Here is a 17,810-nt window from a genome sequence, read left to right as displayed (position 1 = left end):
AAGTCCCCCTGGTCCCTACGTTCCGTACACCATCTCGACCAGCAGCCGCACGCCGTGCGCCTCCTCCGCCACCATCTCCCTCAGCGTGTCCGGCGAGGCGAGCAGCACCTCGTCCTGGAACAACACCTGGGTGCCCAGCTCCAGGCCGCGGTGCTCGGCGTCGAAGGTCTCCTCGTCTCCGAAGCCCTGCTCGAAGGCCAGCTCGTCGCCCAGGTGCACCGCGGCGCACAGCGTGCGCAGCTCGGGCGGGGCGTCCGCCGGACGGTGGTGCATGCGCACGGCCTCCACCACCGGGGCCGGCAGGTGCCAGGTCTGTCCCAGCCAGCACCCCACCTCGGCATGCGTGGTCTGCCACGCCTGTTCCTCGGCCACGCTCACCGGCACGCCGCTCACGCGCGCGGCCGCCTCCACCTCGGCTATCTCGCTGGGGAAGTGGTGGCGGAGGACCAGCCGGCCGAGGTCGTGGAGCAGCCCGGCGAGGTAGGCGTCCTCCACCTGGCCCTGCGAGGCCCGGGACGCGATCAGGCGCGCGAAGATCGCCGACGCGAAGGCGTGCTCCCAGAACTGCACCGGCGGGGCGGAGCGGGAGCTTCCGGCAAACGACTGCAGGATCGAGGAGGACACCACCAGGTTGCGCATGCCGCTGCGGCCCAGGTACACGGCGGCCTCCATCACCGAGTGAAGCCGGCGGCTCAGCCCGAAATACGGGGCGTTCACCAGGCGCAGCGTGCGCGCCGAGAGGACCTGGTCGGTGGCCACCATCTCCCCCACTTCCCGCAGGGTGCTGTCCGGGGCGTTCAGCAGCTCCATCGTCCGCACCACCACCGCGGGCAGCGTGGGCAGGTCGCGCACCTCGCGGATCCGCTGTTCCAGGGGCTCGCGGGGTGGGGCCGAATACCGGGTGTTCTTCACATTCACCTCACGCGGCGGCCGCGGGGGATCCCGCGCCGCGGGCCAGGCCCACCAGGGCCGGAATGTCCACGATCAAGGCCACGTGGCCGTCTCCCATGATGGTCCCGCCGGCGATCCCCGGGACGCGGCCCAGGAATCCCCCGAGGGTCTTGATCACCACTTCCTCCTGGCCGACCATGCCGTCCACCAGGAAACCCACCTGCTTGTCGGCCAGCCCCACGACCACGATCTTCCGCCCCAGGCGCGGCAGCCGCGCGGCCGAGAGGTGGAACTGGTCGCGCAGGTCCAGCAGCGGCAGCACGCGGTCGCGCCAGCGCAGGACCGGGCGGCCCTGGAACTCGTAGCGGCCCTCGCCCCCGTCGGACACCACTTCGATCACCGAGGACAGCGGGATCGCGTAGTGGTCTTCGCCCACCGCCACAAACAGGCTGGGCACGATGGCCAGCGTGAGCGGCAGCTTGAGCGTGACCTGCGTTCCCCATCCGGGCTCGGAGAGGATCTCGATCATGCCGTGGTAGGTCTTCAGGCGGCTGCGCACCACGTCCAGGCCCACCCCGCGCCCCGAGACCTCGCTCACCGACTCGTTGGTGGTGAGACCGGGCAGGAACAGCAGGTCCATGAGCTCGGGGCGCGACATCGTGTCCACGGCCTCCTGGGTCGCCAGTCCCAGCCGCACCGCCTTGTGCCCGATCAGGGCCGGGTCGATGCCTGCGCCGTCGTCGGCCACGCGGACCAGGATGTGGTTGCCTTCGTGCGACGCCGAGAGGAGCAAGGCGCCGGCTTCCGGCTTGCCCGCAGCGCGGCGGGCCCCGGGAGCCTCGATGCCGTGGTCGAGGGCGTTGCGCACCAGATGGGTGAGCGGGTCCAGGATGGCTTCGGCCACCGTCTTGTCCAGTTCGGTGTCGCCGCCGGCCATGGAGAACTGCACTTCCTTGCCCAGTTTCGCGGCCAGGTCGCGGACCATGCGCGGGAACTTGCGGAAGATCCGCTCGACGGGGACCATCCGCACCTTCAGCACCGCCGCCTGCAGCTCCGCGGTGATGCCGTGGATGCGCCCGGCGTTGTCGGCCAGCGATTCGGCGAGCCGCTCCGAGGGCTTGCCCGAGCGCAACTCCCCGGCCAGCTGCTGCAGCCGGTTGCGCTCCAACACCAGTTCCCCGACCTGGTTCATGATCTGGTCGATCCGCGCCACGTCCACGCGCACCGTCTGCGCGTCCCGGTCACCGCGGTGGGCATCGTGGGCCTCCGCGTGCACGGCTTCCCCGGCGTGCCCGGCCCGGTCGGCCTCGGAGTCCGCGCCCGCCGCATGCGCGAACGGCGCAAAGGGCGCGGGCACCGGCGGGAAGACGGACGGCGGCGGGGTGGAAGAACCCGGCGCTCGCGCCGCGGAAGGCGCGGCCGGAACGGGCGCCATGGCCGCGGGCAGGGAGGTCACAGCCGGTGCCGAAGGCGCAGCCGGAACGGGCAGCGCGACTGGAACGGGCGGCGCGGCTGGAACGGTCTGCGCGACTGGAACGGGCGGCCCGGCCGGCGCCCCGGCGGCCTGGCCCGGCGGCACGCTGGCGAGTCCGGCGATCCGCGCCTCGATCGTCGTGGCGTCGGGCAGCGGATTGGCTTCGTCGCGCAGGTGCTCGAGCATGTTGCGCAGCAGGTCGGCGACCAGCAGCAGGCAATCGGTGATGGGGGTCGAGACGCGCAGCTGCCCGTCGCGCACCAGGGCCACCAGGTCCTCGGCGTGGTGGCTCAGGTCCACCATCGGGGAGAAGTTGAGGAAGCCGGCGTTGCCCTTCAGGGTGTGCAGCGTGCGGAAGACGCGCTTCACCACGTCCTCGTGGCCGCCCTCCTCCTCCAGCGAGAGCACATCCTCGATGAGCGTCTCGATGAGTTCCTCGGTCTCCGCGAGGAAGTCGGAGAAGAGCTCGGGGTTCTGCCGGATCTCGTCGTTCACGGGCTCCAGGGCCTCACGCCGCCAGGGACTGGGACTCTTCTTCGGTGAGCAGCCGCTGCAGGTCGAGGATCATGATCAGACGGTTCTCGAGTTTCGCCACGCCCTGCACGTAGGGCTCCGGCCGGCCGCGGGGGCCGGTGTCGGGAGGCGGCTCGATCTGCTCCAGCGGCACGCGGATCACCTCGGACACCGAGTCCACGCGGAAGCCGATGGTGTGCGGGGGCAGGTCCGCCACCAGGATGCGGGTGCGGGAAGTCAGGTCGGCGTGCGCCATGCCCAGGCGCGTGCGCAGGCTCACGACCGGGATCACCTTGCCACGGAGATTCAGCACGCCCACCACGAAGGGGGGCGCGTTCGGGACCGGCGTGACGCGGGCCACGCGGATGATCTCCTGAACGCTCAGGATGTCGATGGCGTACTCTTCCTCGCCCAGCCGGAAACTGACCAGCTGTCGCGGCGCCGTGGAGCTGTCGCGCTGGTTCATTCAGTTCTCCTCGAAGGGAAGATCCGGGCCGGAAGTTGGTTCCCGGCGCTACTGAAGAATCGGCCAAAACGGGCAACTTCTTTAGGGTTGGCGGGGCGGGCGGGCACGCGAATGGGGCCGCGCCCCGCGGGCACGGCCCCAATTGCGCATCCGGTGGCCGGTTTGGCCCCTAGCGACGACCTTTCTGCCAGTCCCGGTAGGCCTCCAGGCCCCCGCGCAGGTTGTGGACGTGGGCGAAGCCGCTGCGGGCCAGCACATCGGCGGCGGCGCGGCTGCGGACCCCGGAGCGGCAGTACACCACCACGTCCTTGTCGCGATACGGCTCCAGGTCCTTGAGCCGGGTCTCCAGGTCGGTCACCGGAATCTGCTTCGCGCCCTCGAGGTGACCCAGGTCGTCCATCCACTCGTACGGGAAGCGCACGTCGAGCAGGAACGCGCCCTTGGAGAGATAGTCCCGGGCCTGCCCGGGGGAAATGTCGTCGAAGGTGCCGGGAGCGGACGGCGAGACGGCGGCCGACTGCGAGCCGGGGGCGACGCCACCCTCCGGCGATCGGGGGCCGCAACCGGCCATGACGCAGGCCCCCGCCGCGAACGCCAGAAGAAGCTTCCAGTCCCTGTGAGCCATGTGGGGTGCCTCCGTTCGCATGAGTCCCGTCCCGGGCGCGGCGCACCCCGTCGGGGAGCCCGGGCCGGGCCCGAGTATGGACGCCCGGAGCACAATCTGGGAAGATGCCCCGGCTGCCGCAGCCGCGCAGGCCCCCGGGCGCGCGGCAGCCCCCGAAATCGCCCGGGGCCGGTCCCGCTGGCCGCAACCGCGCAGCGACCGCCCCGTGCCCGCCAGCCCGATGGAAAGGAACCCCATGGACCCCGTGCTCCGGGTGGGCCACAGCCCAGATCCCGACGACGCCTTCATGTTCTACGCACTCGCCCACGGCCATGTGAAGGTCCGGAACTTCCGGATCGAGCACGTGATGGAGGACATCCAGACGCTCAACGAGCGAGCCATGCGCGGGGAGCTGGAGGTCACGGCGGTGTCCGCCCACGCCTTCGCGCACCTGAACGGGCGCTACCACGTGCTCAACTCCGGCTCGAGCGTGGGCCGCGGCTACGGTCCCACCGTGGTGGCGCCCGTGCCCCGCGGACTGAACTCGCTCATGGGCAAGAAGATCGCCGTGCCCGGGCTGCTCACCACGGCCCACCTGTTGCTGAGCCTGCGGCTCCAGGAGTGGGAACCGGTGGTGATGCCCTTCGACCAGATTCCGGACGCCGTGATCCAGGGCCGGGTGCCCGCGGGGCTGATCATCCACGAGGGGCAGCTCACCTACCGCGAGATGGGACTGCACCTGGTGGAATCCCTGGGCGAGTGGTGGGAGCGCGAGACGCGGCTGCCGCTGCCGCTGGGCCTGGACATCGTGCGCGCCGACCTGGGCGAAGCGCTGTGCGCCGAGATCGGCGTGGCGCTGCACGACAGCGTGCGCTTCGCGCGCGCCCACGAAGACGACGCCCTGGACTACGCCATGCAGTTCGGGCGCGGCATCGAGCGCGAGACGGCGCGCGAGTTTGTGCGCATGTACGTCAACGACGACACCGAGGACATGGGCCAGGAGGGCCGCGAGGCGCTGCGCGAGCTGTGGAAGCGCGGGGCCGACGCGGGCATCCTGCCGGCCGTGGGAGACGTGAAGTTCGTGTAGCGCGACCCCGCCTGCCGGCCCCGGCTACAGCAGGACGACCGGGGCCTCGTCGAAACGCCTGAGGATCTCGTAGGTGGTGGTCCGCTGCGCGGGCACGAAGCCGCTCTCGCGGATGATGTCCCGGATCTCCTCGATGGTGGTGCGGTTGTGGTGCTCGGCGGAAGCCAGCACGTTCTCCTCGAGGATCGTCCCGCCGAAGTCGTCCGCCCCGAAGTGCAGCGCGATCTGGCCGGCCTTCTTCCCCTCCGAGAACCACGACGCCTGCACGTGGTCGAAGTTGTCCAGGAACAGCCGCGCCACCGCCAGCACCCGCAGGTACTTGTGGCTGCCGGGCACGTGCGTCACCTTGGGCTCGAGCCAGGTGTTGGTGGGCTTGAAGCACCAGGGGATGAACGCGGTGAAGCCACCGGTCTCGTCCTGCAGCCGGCGCAGCCGGTCCAGATGTTCGAGAATCTCCTCGTCGGTCTCCACGTGGCCGTACATCATGGTGGCGGTGGTGCGGAAGCCGATCCCGTGGGCCTCGCGCATCACGTCCAGCCAGTCCTCGGCGGTGCCCTTCTTCGGGCTGATGCGCTGCTTCACGCGGTTGGACAGGATCTCCGCGCCGCCCCCGGGGATCGTCCGCTGGCCGGCATCCCAGAGCGCCTGGAGCACCTCCGGGACGGTCTTCGAGCACACCCGGGCCAGGGTGCGTATCTCGCTGGGCGAGAAGAAGTGCGGCGTGACCTGCGGCACCTGCCGGCGGCACTCGCGCACCAGCGCCACGTGGTAGTCCAGCGTCAGGTCGGGGTGGTTGCCGCCCTGGAGCAGGATCGTGGTCGCGCCCAGGGCCGCGTGCTCCTTGAACTTCTCCACCATCTGCTCGACGGTGTACAGGTAGCCCGCGGGATCGCCCGGCTTGCGATAGAACGCGCAGAACAGGCAGTCCGTCTCGCAGTAGTTGGTGTAGTTGGGGTTGGTGTCCACCACGTAGGTGACCACCGGCTCCGGGAAGCGCCGGAAGCGCTCGCGCCGGGCCAGCTGCCCCAGCGGCAACAGGTCGGCCTGGGTGAGCAGGAACAACCCGTCCCCGACCGAGAGGCGCTCGCGCGCCTCCACCTTAGCGCGGATCGAAGTCAGCGAGCTGGTGCTCTTCAAGCAACCTCCGGAAGCGCGCCTCGCCTTCGGCCTCGGCGTCGCCGAAGCGGTAGGTGAAGCGGCGCAGGTAGATCTCCAGTTCGGGGGCGGGCACGCCGATGTCGGCCGAGCGGCGCGCGGCGATGTCCCCGGCGCGCTCCAGCCCGGCGTCCAGCCCCCTCGAGAGGGCCGCGGCCAGGCCCCGCTTCTCCGCGGCCGGCAGGCTGCGGCGCACCGCCCAGCGGGCAAACACGAACGGCAGCCCCTGCCACGCGCTCCACGCCTGCGACAGGTCCAGCACGTGAGGGAACCCGCGCACGCCGTGGTAGCCGCGCCGCAGCGCGTCGTCGCCGATGACCAGAAACGCGTCCGCCCCCTCCACCCAACCACGGGCGTAGGAGGCCGGCTTCACCCCGAGGTGCCGCTCAAGCAGCAGGCGCAGCAGCCGCACCGAGGTGGCGCTCTGCGAAGTAAGCGCCACGCGACCGCCATCCAGCTCCTCCAACGGGCGTCGCGCGAAGCACAGCACGCTGTTCACCGCCCCGCGGCAGGCGATGCCCATGCCGCCCAGCGGCTCGAAGTCCGCCTCCATGCGGAACAGCTCGGCCACCGGGATGGCCCCGGCGTCCACCGCGCCTTCGCGGCACAGCCGGGCCAGCTCGCGCGGCGGGACGGACATCGTGTCCGCGTCGGGAAGCTCCAGCCCCTCGAAGAACGGGTCGGTGTTGAGGTACGCGATCCGCCCGATCACGGCGCGCCGCGAGGTCCCGGTGTTCACGCGTGCGCCTGCACCACGCGATACAGCGCGTCGCGCTCCACCGGCACGAGGTGCGCCTCGCGGATCATGCGCAGCAGCTCGTCGCGCGTGTGGCCGGCGGCCGACTTCGCCTGCCCGTCGTGCATGTGGACGATCTTCTCCCGCCCGATGGTGCCGTCCAGGTCGTCGGCGCCGAAGTGCAGCGCCACGGCGGCGGTGTCCTCCCCCAGCATCACCCAGTAGGACTTGATGTGGTCGATGTTGTCGAGCATCAACCGGGCGGCGGCCACGGTGCGCAGGTCCTCGAGCGCCGAGGCCGGGCGGCGCACCAGCCCGGTGTTTCCGGGTTGGAACGAGAGCGGGATGAAGGCCTGGAACCCGCCGGTCTCGTCCTGCAGCTCGCGCAGGCGGAGGAAGTGCTCCACGCGCTCCGCGTGCGTCTCGATGTGCCCGTACAGCAGCGTGCAATTGGTCCTGAACCCCATCGCGTGCGCCCGGCGGTGGATGTCCAGCCAGCGCTCCGCGGAGATCTTGCCCCTGAACAGTTCGCGGCGGACGCGCTCGCTGAACACCTCCGCGCCGCCCCCGGGCATGGTGAGCAGGCCGGCCTCGCGCATGACGGTGAGCACCTCCTCCACCGTCTTCTTCGTGATCTTGCAGAAAAAATCGATCTCGGGCGCGGTCCACGCCTTGATCTGCACCTCCGGGTAGGCCTCGTGGATGGCGCGCACGATGCCCACGTACTTCTCGAAGGGCCAGTCGAAGTGGTGGCCGCCGACGATGTGCACCTCGCGCACGTCGCCGCCGCAGCGCTCGAGAATCTCCTCGATGGTCATCTCGTAGGCGTGGGCGTCCCCCTTCTTGGCCTGGAACTCGCAGAACCTGCACGAGAGGACGCAGATGTTGGTCGGGTTGATGTGGCGGTTCAGCACGAAGTAGGCGTTGTCGCCGTGGCGGCGCCGGCGCACGGCGTCGGCGATCCGGCCCAGGCCCAGCACGTCCGGCGTGCGGAAGAGGTACTCCCCCTCCTCGCGCGTCAGCCGGCTCCCGGACAGGGCCTTGTCCGCGATGGGTTCGAGCCCGGGGTCCACGACTGCCAGGTCCACGGTGACTTGCGACATCCATCCTCCAAGGGGACGGCCAGGAATCGTCTCGAATTCGGCGACCACGGGCGGGCCGGTGCGGCGCTTCGCGCGGCTACAGCTCGGTGATCTTCTCCACGCGGACCGGGTCCTTGGGGCGGCGCGAGCCGCCGGCATGGACCACCGGCACGCGGTCGATGGCGTCCACCGTGCCGGTCCCCTCCACCACCCTGCCGAACAGATTGTAGTTCTTCGGGAGCTTGCCGGTCAGGTCGGAAGTGCACACGAAGAACTGGCTGCCGTTGGTGTTGGGCCCGGCGTTGGCCATCGCCAGAGTATATTTCAGGTATTCGCCCTGCACCGGCTCGTCCTGGAACTTGTAGCCGGGCCCGCCCGTGCCCCAGCGGGCGGAGTCGGGCGTCCGGGTGAGCGGGTCGCCGCCCTGGATCACGAAGCCCGGCTCGACGCGGTGGAACAGGGTGCCGTCGTAGAAGCCCTCGCGCACCAGCTTCAGGAAGTTGGCGACCGTGACGGGCGCCTTGTCGGGGTGCAACTCGAAGATCATCTCGCCGTGGCTGGTCTCCAGCTTCACGCGCGGCGCGACAGGTTCGGGCATGGTGTCTCCTGGAAGCCCCGTCCTGCGGGGCGGAGGTTGTCGTTCGCGATCGCACCGGCACGGACCGGGCGCGATTCCTGGTGCGCGGCCGCCCCGCCACGGGCAGGGCTGGCCGTCCTTCGGAGCAGGCCTACAACACCGTCATCCGGATCACTTTCACGGCCGAGACCGGACTGTGCATGCCGCCCGCCACCGGGCGGGTGGGCACGGCGTCCATGGCGTCGGCCACCGGCATGCCCTCCACCACCCGGCCGAACAGGTTGTAGCGCTTCGGCAGGCGGCCGATCAGGTCCCCGGTGCACACGAAGAACTGGCTGCCGTTGGTGTTGGGCCCGGAGTTGGCCATCGCCAGGGAGTACTTGTAGTACTCGCCCTTCACCGGTTCGTCCTCGAACTGGTAGCCGGGACCGCCCTGGCCCCACGTGGCGGGGTCGCCGCCGCGGGTGTTGGGGTCGCCCCCCTGGATCACGAACCCGCGCTCCACCCGGTGGAACAGCGTGCCGTCGTAGAAGCCCTGGCCGGCCAGCTTGAGGAAGTTGGCGGCGGACTTGGGAGCCCGGTCCGTCCACAGTTCGAAGACCATCACGCCCATGCTGGTCTCCACCCGCACCCGCGGCAGGTTCGCTGCCTCCGCGGGCTTGGCGGCGTCCGCCGGCTTGGCGGCGTCCGCCGGCTTGCCGGCCTCGGCGGGCTTCCCGGCCTCGGCGGGCTTCCCGGCCTCGGCCTTCGCGGCCGTCTCCGTGGTGCCGCCGTACTGGGCGGCCTTGTACCCGCCGCACCCGGGAAAGAGTACCGCGGCGGCGAGGGTGACGGCGATCAGGTTGCGCATGGCATCTCCCTTGAATTTCAGGCGCGCCTTCGCGCCCGTCGGAACTCGGGCGCGTTTCCGCGCCCCATGGCGTCGATGCTCCAGGCAACGGGCGCGGCGGCCGCTACAGCCCGTACTCCTTCCAGCGGGCATCCACCCGCTTCACGATTTCCCCGGACATCACCAGCGGCTCCGGGAAGCCCTGCTTCCAGGTGGCGTCAATGGCCATCCGGCCGTGCGGCACGGCGGCGGCGTGCACCAGGTCGCAGCTTTCGAAGAACACGTCGCGCGCGGCGTCGAAGCGCGTGAACATGCCCCACAGCCACAGCACCGGATCGTCCAGCGGCACGTCCGGGCTCACCGCGACCACGAAGCGGATCCGCGGGTCCAGCGGGGCGTCGAGGAGCCTGCGCAGCACCTCGCGCGGGTCGCGCGCGACCTGCACCGTGAGCCACGTGTCCTCCGCCACGGACGAGGCGAGCACCCGCGGGTCCACCGCGCGCGGATCCACGCTGCCCGGGGGACGCGCGGGGGCCGGATCCTCCGCCACCACGCGCTGCGAGGCGCCGTCGCGCCGTCGCGTGGCGTCGAGGATCATCCTCGAGCCCAGGTTCAGCCGGCACGAGGTGAAGTCCAGCGTGTCCAGCGGCAGTCCCGGCAGCAGCAGGAAGTCCTCCTCCGGGCGGAAGTGCTCGCGCAGCGCGCGCAGCACCGCGCGGAAGTCGCGCACATCCACGTCGGGGTCCACCACCACGGCGATCTTGGTGAGGCCCAGCTGGCCTTCGCCGAGCAGGGACAGTGCGGTCTTCACCGCCTCCTTGGCATAGCGGCTGTCCACGGAGACCACCAGCAGATTGTGGAAGCCGGTCTCGTAGTAGGTCCACATGTCGCACAGCTCGGGATGCAGGATCCTGAGGATGGGCTTGAACAGCAGCTGCACCGCGTTGCCCAGGAACTTGTCCTCCATGGGCGGCTGGCCCACCACCGTCGCCGGGTAGATGGCGTCGCGGCGGCGCGTGACCTTCGAGAGATGGAACACCGGGAACGCCGCGGCGGCCGAGTAGTGGCCGAAGTGGTCGCCGAAGGGACCCTCCACGCGCCGCTCGTGCGGGGGCACGAAGCCCTCGAGGATGAACTCGGCCTCCGAGGGCACCTCCAGGGGCACGCTCGCGCCCCGGGCCATCGGCACCGGGCAGCCGCGCAGGAATCCCGCGAAGGCCACCTCGTCCACGCCCTCGGGCAGCGGGCAGATGGCCGAGAACATCAGCGCCGGGTCGCCGCCCAGGACCACCGCCATGGGCAGAGGCCGGCCCAGCTTCTCGGCCTCCACGTAGTGGTACCCGCCGCCTTTCATGATCTGCCAGTGCGCCCCGGTGGTGCGCGCGTCGAACTTGTGCAGGCGATACGTGCCCAGGTTGCGCCGGCCGTCCGAGGGGCTGCGCGTGAGCACCAGGGGAAAAGTGATGAACGGGCCGCCGTCCCCGGGCCAGCATTTCAGGATTGGCAGCCGGTCCAGGTCGGGTTCCTCCACCACCTGCTGCGCGGGGCCGGGCGCCAGCCGCGGCGGCCGCATGGCCAGGCCGCGCAGCAGCGTGCCGCGCTCCCGCCAGATGGCGCCGGGCTTCGGTGGCTGGAAGGCGTGCGCCAGCCGGGTGAATGCCTCGCCCAATTCCGCGGGGTGGCCGCGCAGCGCCCGCTCCATGCGGCGGTCGGTGGCGTACAGGTTAATGGCCACGGGGTAATCCGCACCCTCCACCTTCTCGAAGAGGATCGCCGGCCCGCCGTGCAGGATTGCACGGCGGGCGATCTCGGTGATCTCGAGGTGGGAGCTCACCGGCACCGAGACCCGCTTGAGGTCCCCGTCGCGGTCCAGCGCGGCCAGGTAGTCGCGGAGGTTGCGGAAGCTCACTCGGACTCCCCCTCGTCCGCACCACCGCCGGGTTGCGGCTCCCCGGCCCGCGGGCCGGCCTCGCCGGCGCCGGGAACCAGGCGCAGGGACGCCTCGCCAGCCGCGGCGGGCCGGAGCCCCTCGAAGGGCCGCGGGTCGGCCACGCCGAGCACCCCCAGCACCTTGTCCACGAAGTGGTCCACCAGCTCTTCCAGCGAGGCGGGGTGCTTGTAGAACGGGGGCGCGGCGGGCATCACCACCACCCCCTCGTGCGACAGCCACGCGGCGTTCTCCAGCGCGGCGGTGGACAGCGGCGTCTCGCGCACGCACAGCACCAGCCGCCGGCGCTCCTTGAGCATGGTCTCGGCGGCGCGAGTGAGCAGGGTGTCGGCCAGCCCGTGGCGGATGCGGGCCAGGGTGGCCACGCTGCACGGGATCACCACCATGGCCTCGTAGCGGTTTGAGCCCGACGCCGGGGGCGTGGCCATGGCGTTCTCCGGCGGGTAGATGTTGCGCACCAGCGGGCGCAGGTCGTCCAGGGTCAGACCGCACTCGTCGCGCAGGATCTCGCGCGCCCAGCGCGAGACCACCAGGTCCTTCTCACCCGGGCAGCGCTGCAGGAAGCGCACCGCGTAGGGCGCCCCGGACGCTCCGCTGATGGCCACCAGCACGGACACTCGGGTCTCCTATCCCAGGAACACGCCGGCCAGCACCAGCGCCAGCACCGCGAAACTCAGCCAGGCGTTGAACTTGAAGAACGCCAGGTTCACGTCGGTGGCGTTCCGGTGCTCCAGCAGCAGCAGCGCGCCGCAACCCGCCAGCGCCACCCACGCGACGGGCCCGTGCAGGCGGGTGAACGTCAGCCAGCCCAGCGCGGCGAAGGCCAGCGCGTGCAGCGCCGCCGAGACCGCCAGCGCCCGGCGCGCGCCCAGGTCCGCGGGCATCGAGTGCAATCCGTTGCGCCGGTCGGAAGCCTCGTCCATCGTGGAGTAGATGATGTCGAACCCGCTGACCCAGAAGAAGGTGAACAGCGCCAGTGGCGCGGCCCCGCGCAGCGCCGGCCCCGGGTCCGGGCGCACCGCGAGGTACGCCCCAAGCGGCGCCAACGCCAGCGCCAGGCCCACCCCGAAATGCGCCAGCGGCGTGAACCGCTTCAGGTACGGGTAACCCCAGAACACCAGCACCGGCAGCGGCGAGAGCGCCACGCACACCGGGGCCAGGTAGAACGCACCGGCCTCGTACACCAGCAGCGCCGCCACGGTGGCGATCCACGCCTGCGGCAGCGAGATCCTGCCCGCCGGAAGCTCGCGCGCGGCGGTCCGCGGATTGAGCGCGTCCAGGCGGCGGTCCACGATCCGGTTGAGGCTCATGCCCGCGGTGCGCGCCCCCGCCGCGGCCACCAGGGTGACCAGGACGCGGTCCCACGGCGGCAGGCCGCCTGCCGCCAGCACCGCCGCCGCCAGCAGCACCGGCACGGAGAAGAGCGTGTGCTCCAGCTTCACGTAGGACCGGAACCGGGCCCAGGTGAACGCCGGCCCTTCCGGCCCGGCATGTGCGGTCGTGTCCGCCCCCACGGCGCTCCTCGCGGCCCCGCCCTTCAGGCGCGGCCGTCGGCCTCGAAGGCGATGGCGGCGTAGGTCACCACCGAGGCGGAATCCTCCTCGGGGGACTGTTCGTAGCGCAGCAGCCGGCCGCGTCCGCCGCCCATCACGCGCAGCATCAGGTAGATCGCGGAGAAGCCGCACACCTGCGTGCGGTTGCGCTCCCTCGCCACCGCGTCGAACCACTGCTCGGCGTCCCCGGTCAGCGCCGCGTCCACCAGGGCGCGGTCGCTCTCCTCCAGCCGCACCAGGTTGTCCTCGGTGGGCTTCCAGTCATCCCCGAAGCGCATGCCGACGTGCGAGAGATCCACGCCCGCCAGGAAGCGCACCCGCCGACCGGTAGCCTTGAGCGCGCCCCGGAGCGTGTCCACGAAGTGGTTCACCACCTCGTCGTCCGAGGGCCTTCTGCCGGCCTCCAGGAAGCCCGAGAACGGTCCGCACAGCAGCGGCACCATCTCGAATCGAGCCCCGCGCTCCATCAGCGAGGCCAGGAACAGCGCCTGGAACTCCAGCGAGTGCTCGTCGCGGTGCGCGATCTCCTCGGCGAACACCTCGTCGCCGAATTCCGCGGCCAGGGCGTCCACCACGGGTACGCACGTCGGGACTGTCCCCAGCGGCGTCTCGAAGTCCTTGCGCGTAGGCACCACCAGGCTGCCCAGCACGGCATGCCCGGTGCCGAACGCGGCCACCACGTCGGGCTCGCGGTGGTCCCCGCCGGGCACGATCAGCCTGGGGGCCGCGTCCTCCCAGGAGAGGTAGGCCAGCGCCATGGCCGGCCCGCCGCGCCGCGGGTCGATGTGCGGCGACACCAGCGCGTCGGCGGGCGCGTGGTCCGCTTCCGCGGGCCGGAACTTCAGGGCCTCCTCGCGGAGGCCGGCCAGGTGCGCGCGCAGTTCGGCGGGCTCCTCCGGGTAGCTGATCCCCGCGAGCGCGGCCGCCCGCACCGGCAGGCCCCGGTACTCCCGCTGGAGGCGCCGCCAGGCGTCCTGGAAGCGCGGCGAGTCCAGCAGCAGCAACTCGTCCAGCCGGCCCACCAGCTGGCGCAGCAGCCCGCCGACCTGCAGGTCCCCGGTCTCCTTCAGCACGAACGCCGCGAGCTGCTCCACGGTGCGCGAGCCGTCCAGCAGCTCGAGCAGCGGCAGGTACTCCACCGGCAGCACCACCGCGTCCTCCACCACGTGGAGCGGATCGGCGAGCACCAGCAGGTCGCGACCCTGGTCCTGCACCGCCGTGACCTCGAGCGGGCGCAGCAGCGGCCGCAGCGTGCCCGACTCTCCCGGGTCCTGGATCTGGATGAGGTCCGCCATGGTTCCTTTCGGTTCGATGCGGAGATGGTCACGCGGGGCACGTCCGCTGGCGAATCGCGGCCGGTGCGCTCAGGCCCCGGGCAGCATAGCCCCGTCCGGGAGGAAAACAAGCGGGCCCGGCACCCGCCGGGCCCTTGAAGATTGGTAGCGCTACGGGGAGTCGAACCCCGGTTTGATGGCTGAGAACCACCCGTCCTGACCACTAGACGATAGCGCCACAGACTTTGGACGCACAGGCCGATTCCGAGGCGATCGGAACTCGAAAATACTAGGCCATTCCCGGCACCGCGCGCAAGAGGATTCTGCGCCCGATTCGGGGGCCAAACCCAAGCCACGCAAGACATTCGCCCCCGGGGAGCGGGTCGCTGGGGGCGCCGGAAGCGGGCTCAACATCCGCGCCCCGGATGCCGAAATTGACCCCGGGGCCCGGGGCCGACCCGCACGTCCGGCGCATGTCACGCGAAAGCCCGCCCGGCGCGGGCCGGACGGGCGTGGCATGTTGGCTGGGGGACTAGGATTCGAACCTAGATTCTACGGTCCAGAGCCGCATGTCCTGCCGTTGGACGATCCCCCAGCACCGGCGCCGCCGCAGTGTCCCTCGCCGGGGCTCCCGCGGGTCGATCTACGCTGGAAAGCCAAGCCACAGAATACGATACAGCCGCGGTCCGGAGCCTTCCGGCTCCCGCAGCGCCCGAATACTGTACCAGCGGGCAAGCCCGGGTGTCAAGCCGGAGTGAACGCTCCGGAGGCCCGAGGGGCCGCCCGGATCGCACCAGGGGGAGACTTCCATGGATCGGACCTGTAGCGCCCTCCCGCTTCTGGCGGCCTGCATCGCCGGCGCCTCGATCTTCGCGGCGATTCCCGGCGCGTGCCGGTCCGCCGCCTCGGCCCCCATCCACACCGACCGGCGCGCTCTCGCCCCGGGCGGGTTCCCCGACGCCCGACCCCGCTACCACAATGGCACGCGGCTGCTGTGTGGCGACTGTCACGTGATGCACAACACCCCCCACTCCGCGCAGCCCGGACCCGGTCCGGCAGGCCAGGGCACCGGCGGCGCCGCGTTTATGGCGGCGGGCGGCAGCATCGGAACCGGCCCGGCCCGATTCACTTCCGCCGCGGTCAATCCCAGCCCGTGGCTGCTCAAGACGGACGACCCCCTGGACCTGTGCCTCACCTGCCACGACGGAATGGTCTACGTCCCGGACGTGGTGGCCGCCGACGTCAACGGCCTCTCGCAACGGTCCGCCGGGCATTTCCAGGTCCCCGGGGTGCGGAGCGTCACCGGACACTCGCTGGGCCGCGGGCTGCCCGGCGGAACGGACTTCTGCACCCGCTGCCACTCCGGCGGGGCGAAGCAAGTGACCTGCATCGATTGCCACGACCCCCACGGGAACAACGTCGCCCGCAATCTCCGCTGGGCCAGCGACCCTGACGGCACGCCCGACCTCGGCCTGTTCACCAACCCTGCCGCCACCGGCATGTCGCGCTACGAGGAGTCGAACGTGTCCTTCGGCACGCTGGGCAGCGTGCAGCTGCGCGAGGCCTCCAACATGTGCCTCGACTGTCATCACAGCTTCTCCGGCGCCTCGAACGTGGGCCACCCGGGCGGGGACGGATTCGTGCGCCACCCCTCTTACGAAAGCGAGCGCGGCTCCACCAATTCGGTCGGCCAGGGCGCCGCCACCGGCCGCACCCAGCCGGCCCACTGGGTGGACGGCGTCGGCTCGGGCTTCGCCAGCCAGGGACGCGTCCGCTTCGTCCAGCCGGGTGCGGCCGATTACGCCGCCTCCCGCGCCGTGTCTCCGCAGAACGGCGTCTTCTGCCTGAGCTGCCACCGGGCCCACGGCTCGGAGCAGCCGTTCGGGCTGGTGTGGGAGGCCCGCAAGGGCTCCGGTCCCGACGGCTGCGACCAGTGCCACAACATCGCCGGCTCGCCCGCCCTGCTGGCCTCGGAAGGCTCCGGGGGCGGCTCGGCCCGGGTCCGCAAGTACGAGGAAGCCTCCGGCCCGGCTGCCTTGACGGGCCCGCGCGCGGCGTCTAAGATTCGCGACAAGCAGAAGGAGTGATCTCCGGGAGGTGCGGGGTATGACCCAGTTGGTCGCGAATCGCAGCGGGCGCCGGGCGGCGCTGGCCCGCGAACTCGAGAATGCGCGCGCGGAGCTGGCCGAGATGAAGGCCAGCCTGGACCGCTATGAACGGGGCATCGAGGTGCCCCGGCTCCTGGGCGACATCCGCCGCATGGAGCTCGAAATTCAGAAGATCGACGTGGCCTGAGCGCCGCCGGGACCGCCCGGGCGGGATGGGAGCCTTGAAGAGGATGGGAACGGACGCCAGGCGCCGCGGGCGCAAGCTGGTCAGCGACGCGAAGGACCTCAGCTGCGGTCACTGCCGGAAGGTGGTGCTCTCCAGGCAGGACCTGGAGGCCATCGAGCAGATGGGTGGCATCGCGCTGAACCAGGCCCACCCCGCGCTGGTGCGGGTGCTGCGCCGGCGGGGCGGCGACGACTTCGCCGAGTGCCCCCACTGCCACGCATTCCACGCGTTGGTGATCCACGCCGACCTCAATGGCGGCCCCGCGCTGTGGCAACTGGTGGGCCTCGAGAAGGTCGAGGATCCGCACGTAAAGCGCCACTGGGAAGGCCAGTCGGGCACGGGGCACTAGCGCCCGACAAGCCGAATCACCCCCCGGATGCACATCCAGCCGGAGATGCTGCTCACCGTCCTCTTCTTCTTCGCCGCACTGCTGTACTCCTCGGTGGGCCACGCGGGGGCCTCGGGCTACCTCGCCGCGATGGCGCTGGCAGGCGCCGCCCCGGCGGTGATGAAGCCCACCGCGCTCACCCTCAACCTCCTGGTGGCGGCCATCGGCACGGTGCGCTTCGCGCGCGCCGGCCACTTCCGCGCGGGCCTGTTCTGGCCCTTCGCGGTGGGCTCCGTGCCGTTCGCTTTCCTCGGGGGCGCCCTGGCGCTCCCGGGCACCTGGTACCGGGTGCTGGTGGGCGCGGTGCTGTGGGGGGCCGCGGCGCGCATGGCGTGGTCGGCCGCGCATCGGGACGACCGCGCGGACCGCACCGTGCCCCGGCCGCTGGCGGCGATCGCGGGAGCGGGCATCGGCTTTCTCTCCGGGATCACCGGCACGGGCGGGGGGATCTTCCTCTCGCCGCTGGTGCGCCAGGCGCGCTGGGCCACCATCCGGCAGACGTCCGCGCTGGTGGCGGCCTTCATCCTGGTGAACTCGGCGGCGGGCCTGGCGGGTCACATGATCTCGACGCGGGCGCTGCCGACCGCCCTGCCGGTGTGGCTGGCCGCGGCGGGCGCGGGCGGGCTGATCGGCTCGGGGCTCGGAAGCCGCCGGCTCGCCCCGCGCACGCTGGGATTCCTGCTCGCGGCGGTGCTGGTGGTGGCGGGGGCGAAGTTGATGTTCGCGCGCTAGGCGCAACACGGGCGCGCCGGGCGCGTTGCGGACGCCGCGCGCGCATCATGCCGCGCGCGGGCGGCCGGGCCGCGCGGTGCGGGGGCGGCCCGGCCGCGCGTCGCGCCGCCCGGAGCGCCGGCTAGAGCGCCGCCGCGGCCAGCGCCGTGCGCGCCCGCGCGAGCCGC

18 protein-coding genes and 2 tRNA genes are annotated in these 17,810 nt (G+C 71.6%); 5 read left to right on the top strand and 15 right to left on the bottom strand.

The genetic code is table 11. From position 1 onward, the window contains the following. Nucleotides 1–15: 15 nt before the first annotated feature. From HZB25_00485 to HZB25_00470, 4 genes are all read right to left on the bottom strand, one after another. Nucleotides 16–912 carry an HDOD domain-containing protein gene (locus tag HZB25_00485; GenBank protein MBI5835695.1) on the bottom strand — a complete coding sequence of 299 codons (897 nt, stop codon included), beginning with the start codon at nucleotides 910–912 and terminating at the stop codon, nucleotides 16–18. Between the two features lie 7 nt (nucleotides 913–919). After that, a complete protein-coding gene (locus tag HZB25_00480; GenBank protein ID MBI5835694.1) occupies nucleotides 920–2,860 on the bottom strand; it encodes a chemotaxis protein CheA in 1,941 nt (646 codons plus the stop codon). 13 nt (nucleotides 2,861–2,873) lie between these two features. Next, entirely contained in the window at nucleotides 2,874–3,344 is a 471-nt protein-coding gene (locus HZB25_00475; protein ID MBI5835693.1) for a purine-binding chemotaxis protein CheW, read from the bottom strand. Between the two features lie 169 nt (nucleotides 3,345–3,513). Beyond that, entirely contained in the window at nucleotides 3,514–3,969 is a 456-nt protein-coding gene (locus HZB25_00470; GenBank protein MBI5835692.1) for a rhodanese-like domain-containing protein, read from the bottom strand. 235 nt (nucleotides 3,970–4,204) lie between these two features. Here HZB25_00470 and HZB25_00465 point away from each other — a divergent pair, with 235 nt between their 5' ends. After that, the gene (locus HZB25_00465; GenBank protein MBI5835691.1) at nucleotides 4,205–5,035 is read left to right on the top strand and encodes an ABC transporter substrate-binding protein; all 831 of its coding nucleotides are present in this window, start codon (nucleotides 4,205–4,207) and stop codon (nucleotides 5,033–5,035) included. A 24-nt stretch (nucleotides 5,036–5,059) separates the two neighbouring features. Here the strand turns inward: HZB25_00465 and mqnC are convergent, their stop codons facing one another. The 11 genes from mqnC to HZB25_00410 all read right to left on the bottom strand — a co-directional run bounded on the left by mqnC (nucleotide 5,060) and on the right by HZB25_00410 (nucleotide 14,784). Beyond that, complete coding sequence (mqnC, locus tag HZB25_00460; GenBank protein MBI5835690.1) at nucleotides 5,060–6,133, bottom strand: dehypoxanthine futalosine cyclase; 1,074 nt, start codon at nucleotides 6,131–6,133, stop codon at nucleotides 5,060–5,062. A gap of 1 nt (nucleotide 6,134) precedes the next feature. Beyond that, nucleotides 6,135–6,929 (bottom strand): menaquinone biosynthesis protein, encoded by a 795-nt coding sequence (locus tag HZB25_00455; GenBank protein MBI5835689.1) that lies wholly within the window; start codon nucleotides 6,927–6,929, stop codon nucleotides 6,135–6,137. Next, nucleotides 6,926–8,029 carry an aminofutalosine synthase MqnE gene (gene mqnE / locus HZB25_00450; protein ID MBI5835688.1) on the bottom strand — a complete coding sequence of 368 codons (1,104 nt, stop codon included), beginning with the start codon at nucleotides 8,027–8,029 and terminating at the stop codon, nucleotides 6,926–6,928. Before mqnE ends, HZB25_00455 begins: the two co-directional genes overlap by 4 nt. Before the next feature lie 76 nt (nucleotides 8,030–8,105). Then, the gene (locus HZB25_00445) at nucleotides 8,106–8,606 is read right to left on the bottom strand and encodes a peptidylprolyl isomerase (GenBank protein ID MBI5835687.1); all 501 of its coding nucleotides are present in this window, start codon (nucleotides 8,604–8,606) and stop codon (nucleotides 8,106–8,108) included. A 130-nt stretch (nucleotides 8,607–8,736) separates the two neighbouring features. Beyond that, on the bottom strand, nucleotides 8,737–9,198 hold the full coding sequence (locus tag HZB25_00440; GenBank protein MBI5835686.1) for a peptidylprolyl isomerase: 462 nt from the start codon (nucleotides 9,196–9,198) through the stop codon (nucleotides 8,737–8,739). Between the two features lie 340 nt (nucleotides 9,199–9,538). Continuing rightward, nucleotides 9,539–11,323: a UbiD family decarboxylase gene (locus HZB25_00435; protein MBI5835685.1), complete on the bottom strand. Its 1,785-nt coding sequence runs from the start codon at nucleotides 11,321–11,323 to the stop codon at nucleotides 9,539–9,541. After that, nucleotides 11,320–11,979 (bottom strand): UbiX family flavin prenyltransferase, encoded by a 660-nt coding sequence (locus HZB25_00430; protein ID MBI5835684.1) that lies wholly within the window; start codon nucleotides 11,977–11,979, stop codon nucleotides 11,320–11,322. Before HZB25_00430 ends, HZB25_00435 begins: the two co-directional genes overlap by 4 nt. Nucleotides 11,980–11,988: 9 nt before the next feature. Beyond that, the gene (locus tag HZB25_00425) at nucleotides 11,989–12,876 is read right to left on the bottom strand and encodes a UbiA family prenyltransferase (GenBank protein ID MBI5835683.1); all 888 of its coding nucleotides are present in this window, start codon (nucleotides 12,874–12,876) and stop codon (nucleotides 11,989–11,991) included. 23 nt (nucleotides 12,877–12,899) lie between these two features. Beyond that, on the bottom strand, nucleotides 12,900–14,210 hold the full coding sequence (amrB, locus tag HZB25_00420; GenBank protein ID MBI5835682.1) for an AmmeMemoRadiSam system protein B: 1,311 nt from the start codon (nucleotides 14,208–14,210) through the stop codon (nucleotides 12,900–12,902). Between the two features lie 142 nt (nucleotides 14,211–14,352). Continuing rightward, nucleotides 14,353–14,427 (bottom strand) — tRNA-Glu (locus tag HZB25_00415). 283 nt (nucleotides 14,428–14,710) lie between these two features. Beyond that, nucleotides 14,711–14,784: transfer RNA gene (locus HZB25_00410), tRNA-Gln, on the bottom strand. Between the two features lie 214 nt (nucleotides 14,785–14,998). Here HZB25_00410 and HZB25_00405 point away from each other — a divergent pair. The 4 genes from HZB25_00405 to HZB25_00390 are packed head-to-tail and all read left to right on the top strand — an operon-like array spanning nucleotide 14,999 to nucleotide 17,643. After that, nucleotides 14,999–16,276 carry a cytochrome c3 family protein gene (locus HZB25_00405; GenBank protein ID MBI5835681.1) on the top strand — a complete coding sequence of 426 codons (1,278 nt, stop codon included), beginning with the start codon at nucleotides 14,999–15,001 and terminating at the stop codon, nucleotides 16,274–16,276. A 19-nt stretch (nucleotides 16,277–16,295) separates the two neighbouring features. Further along, a complete protein-coding gene (locus HZB25_00400) occupies nucleotides 16,296–16,484 on the top strand; it encodes a hypothetical protein (protein MBI5835680.1) in 189 nt (62 codons plus the stop codon). Between the two features lie 34 nt (nucleotides 16,485–16,518). Continuing rightward, nucleotides 16,519–16,872, top strand: coding sequence for a hypothetical protein (locus HZB25_00395; GenBank protein ID MBI5835679.1), 354 nt, complete (start codon nucleotides 16,519–16,521; stop codon nucleotides 16,870–16,872). Nucleotides 16,873–16,899: 27 nt separating this feature from the next. Then, nucleotides 16,900–17,643 carry a sulfite exporter TauE/SafE family protein gene (locus tag HZB25_00390; protein ID MBI5835678.1) on the top strand — a complete coding sequence of 248 codons (744 nt, stop codon included), beginning with the start codon at nucleotides 16,900–16,902 and terminating at the stop codon, nucleotides 17,641–17,643. Nucleotides 17,644–17,810 lie beyond the last annotated feature (167 nt).

Source organism: Candidatus Eisenbacteria bacterium, assembly GCA_016235265.1.
Classification (GTDB): Bacteria; Eisenbacteria; RBG-16-71-46; order RBG-16-71-46; family JACRLI01; genus JACRLI01.
Note: the sequence above shows the minus strand (reverse complement) of the source record. Positions and strands in the feature narration are given on the sequence as shown.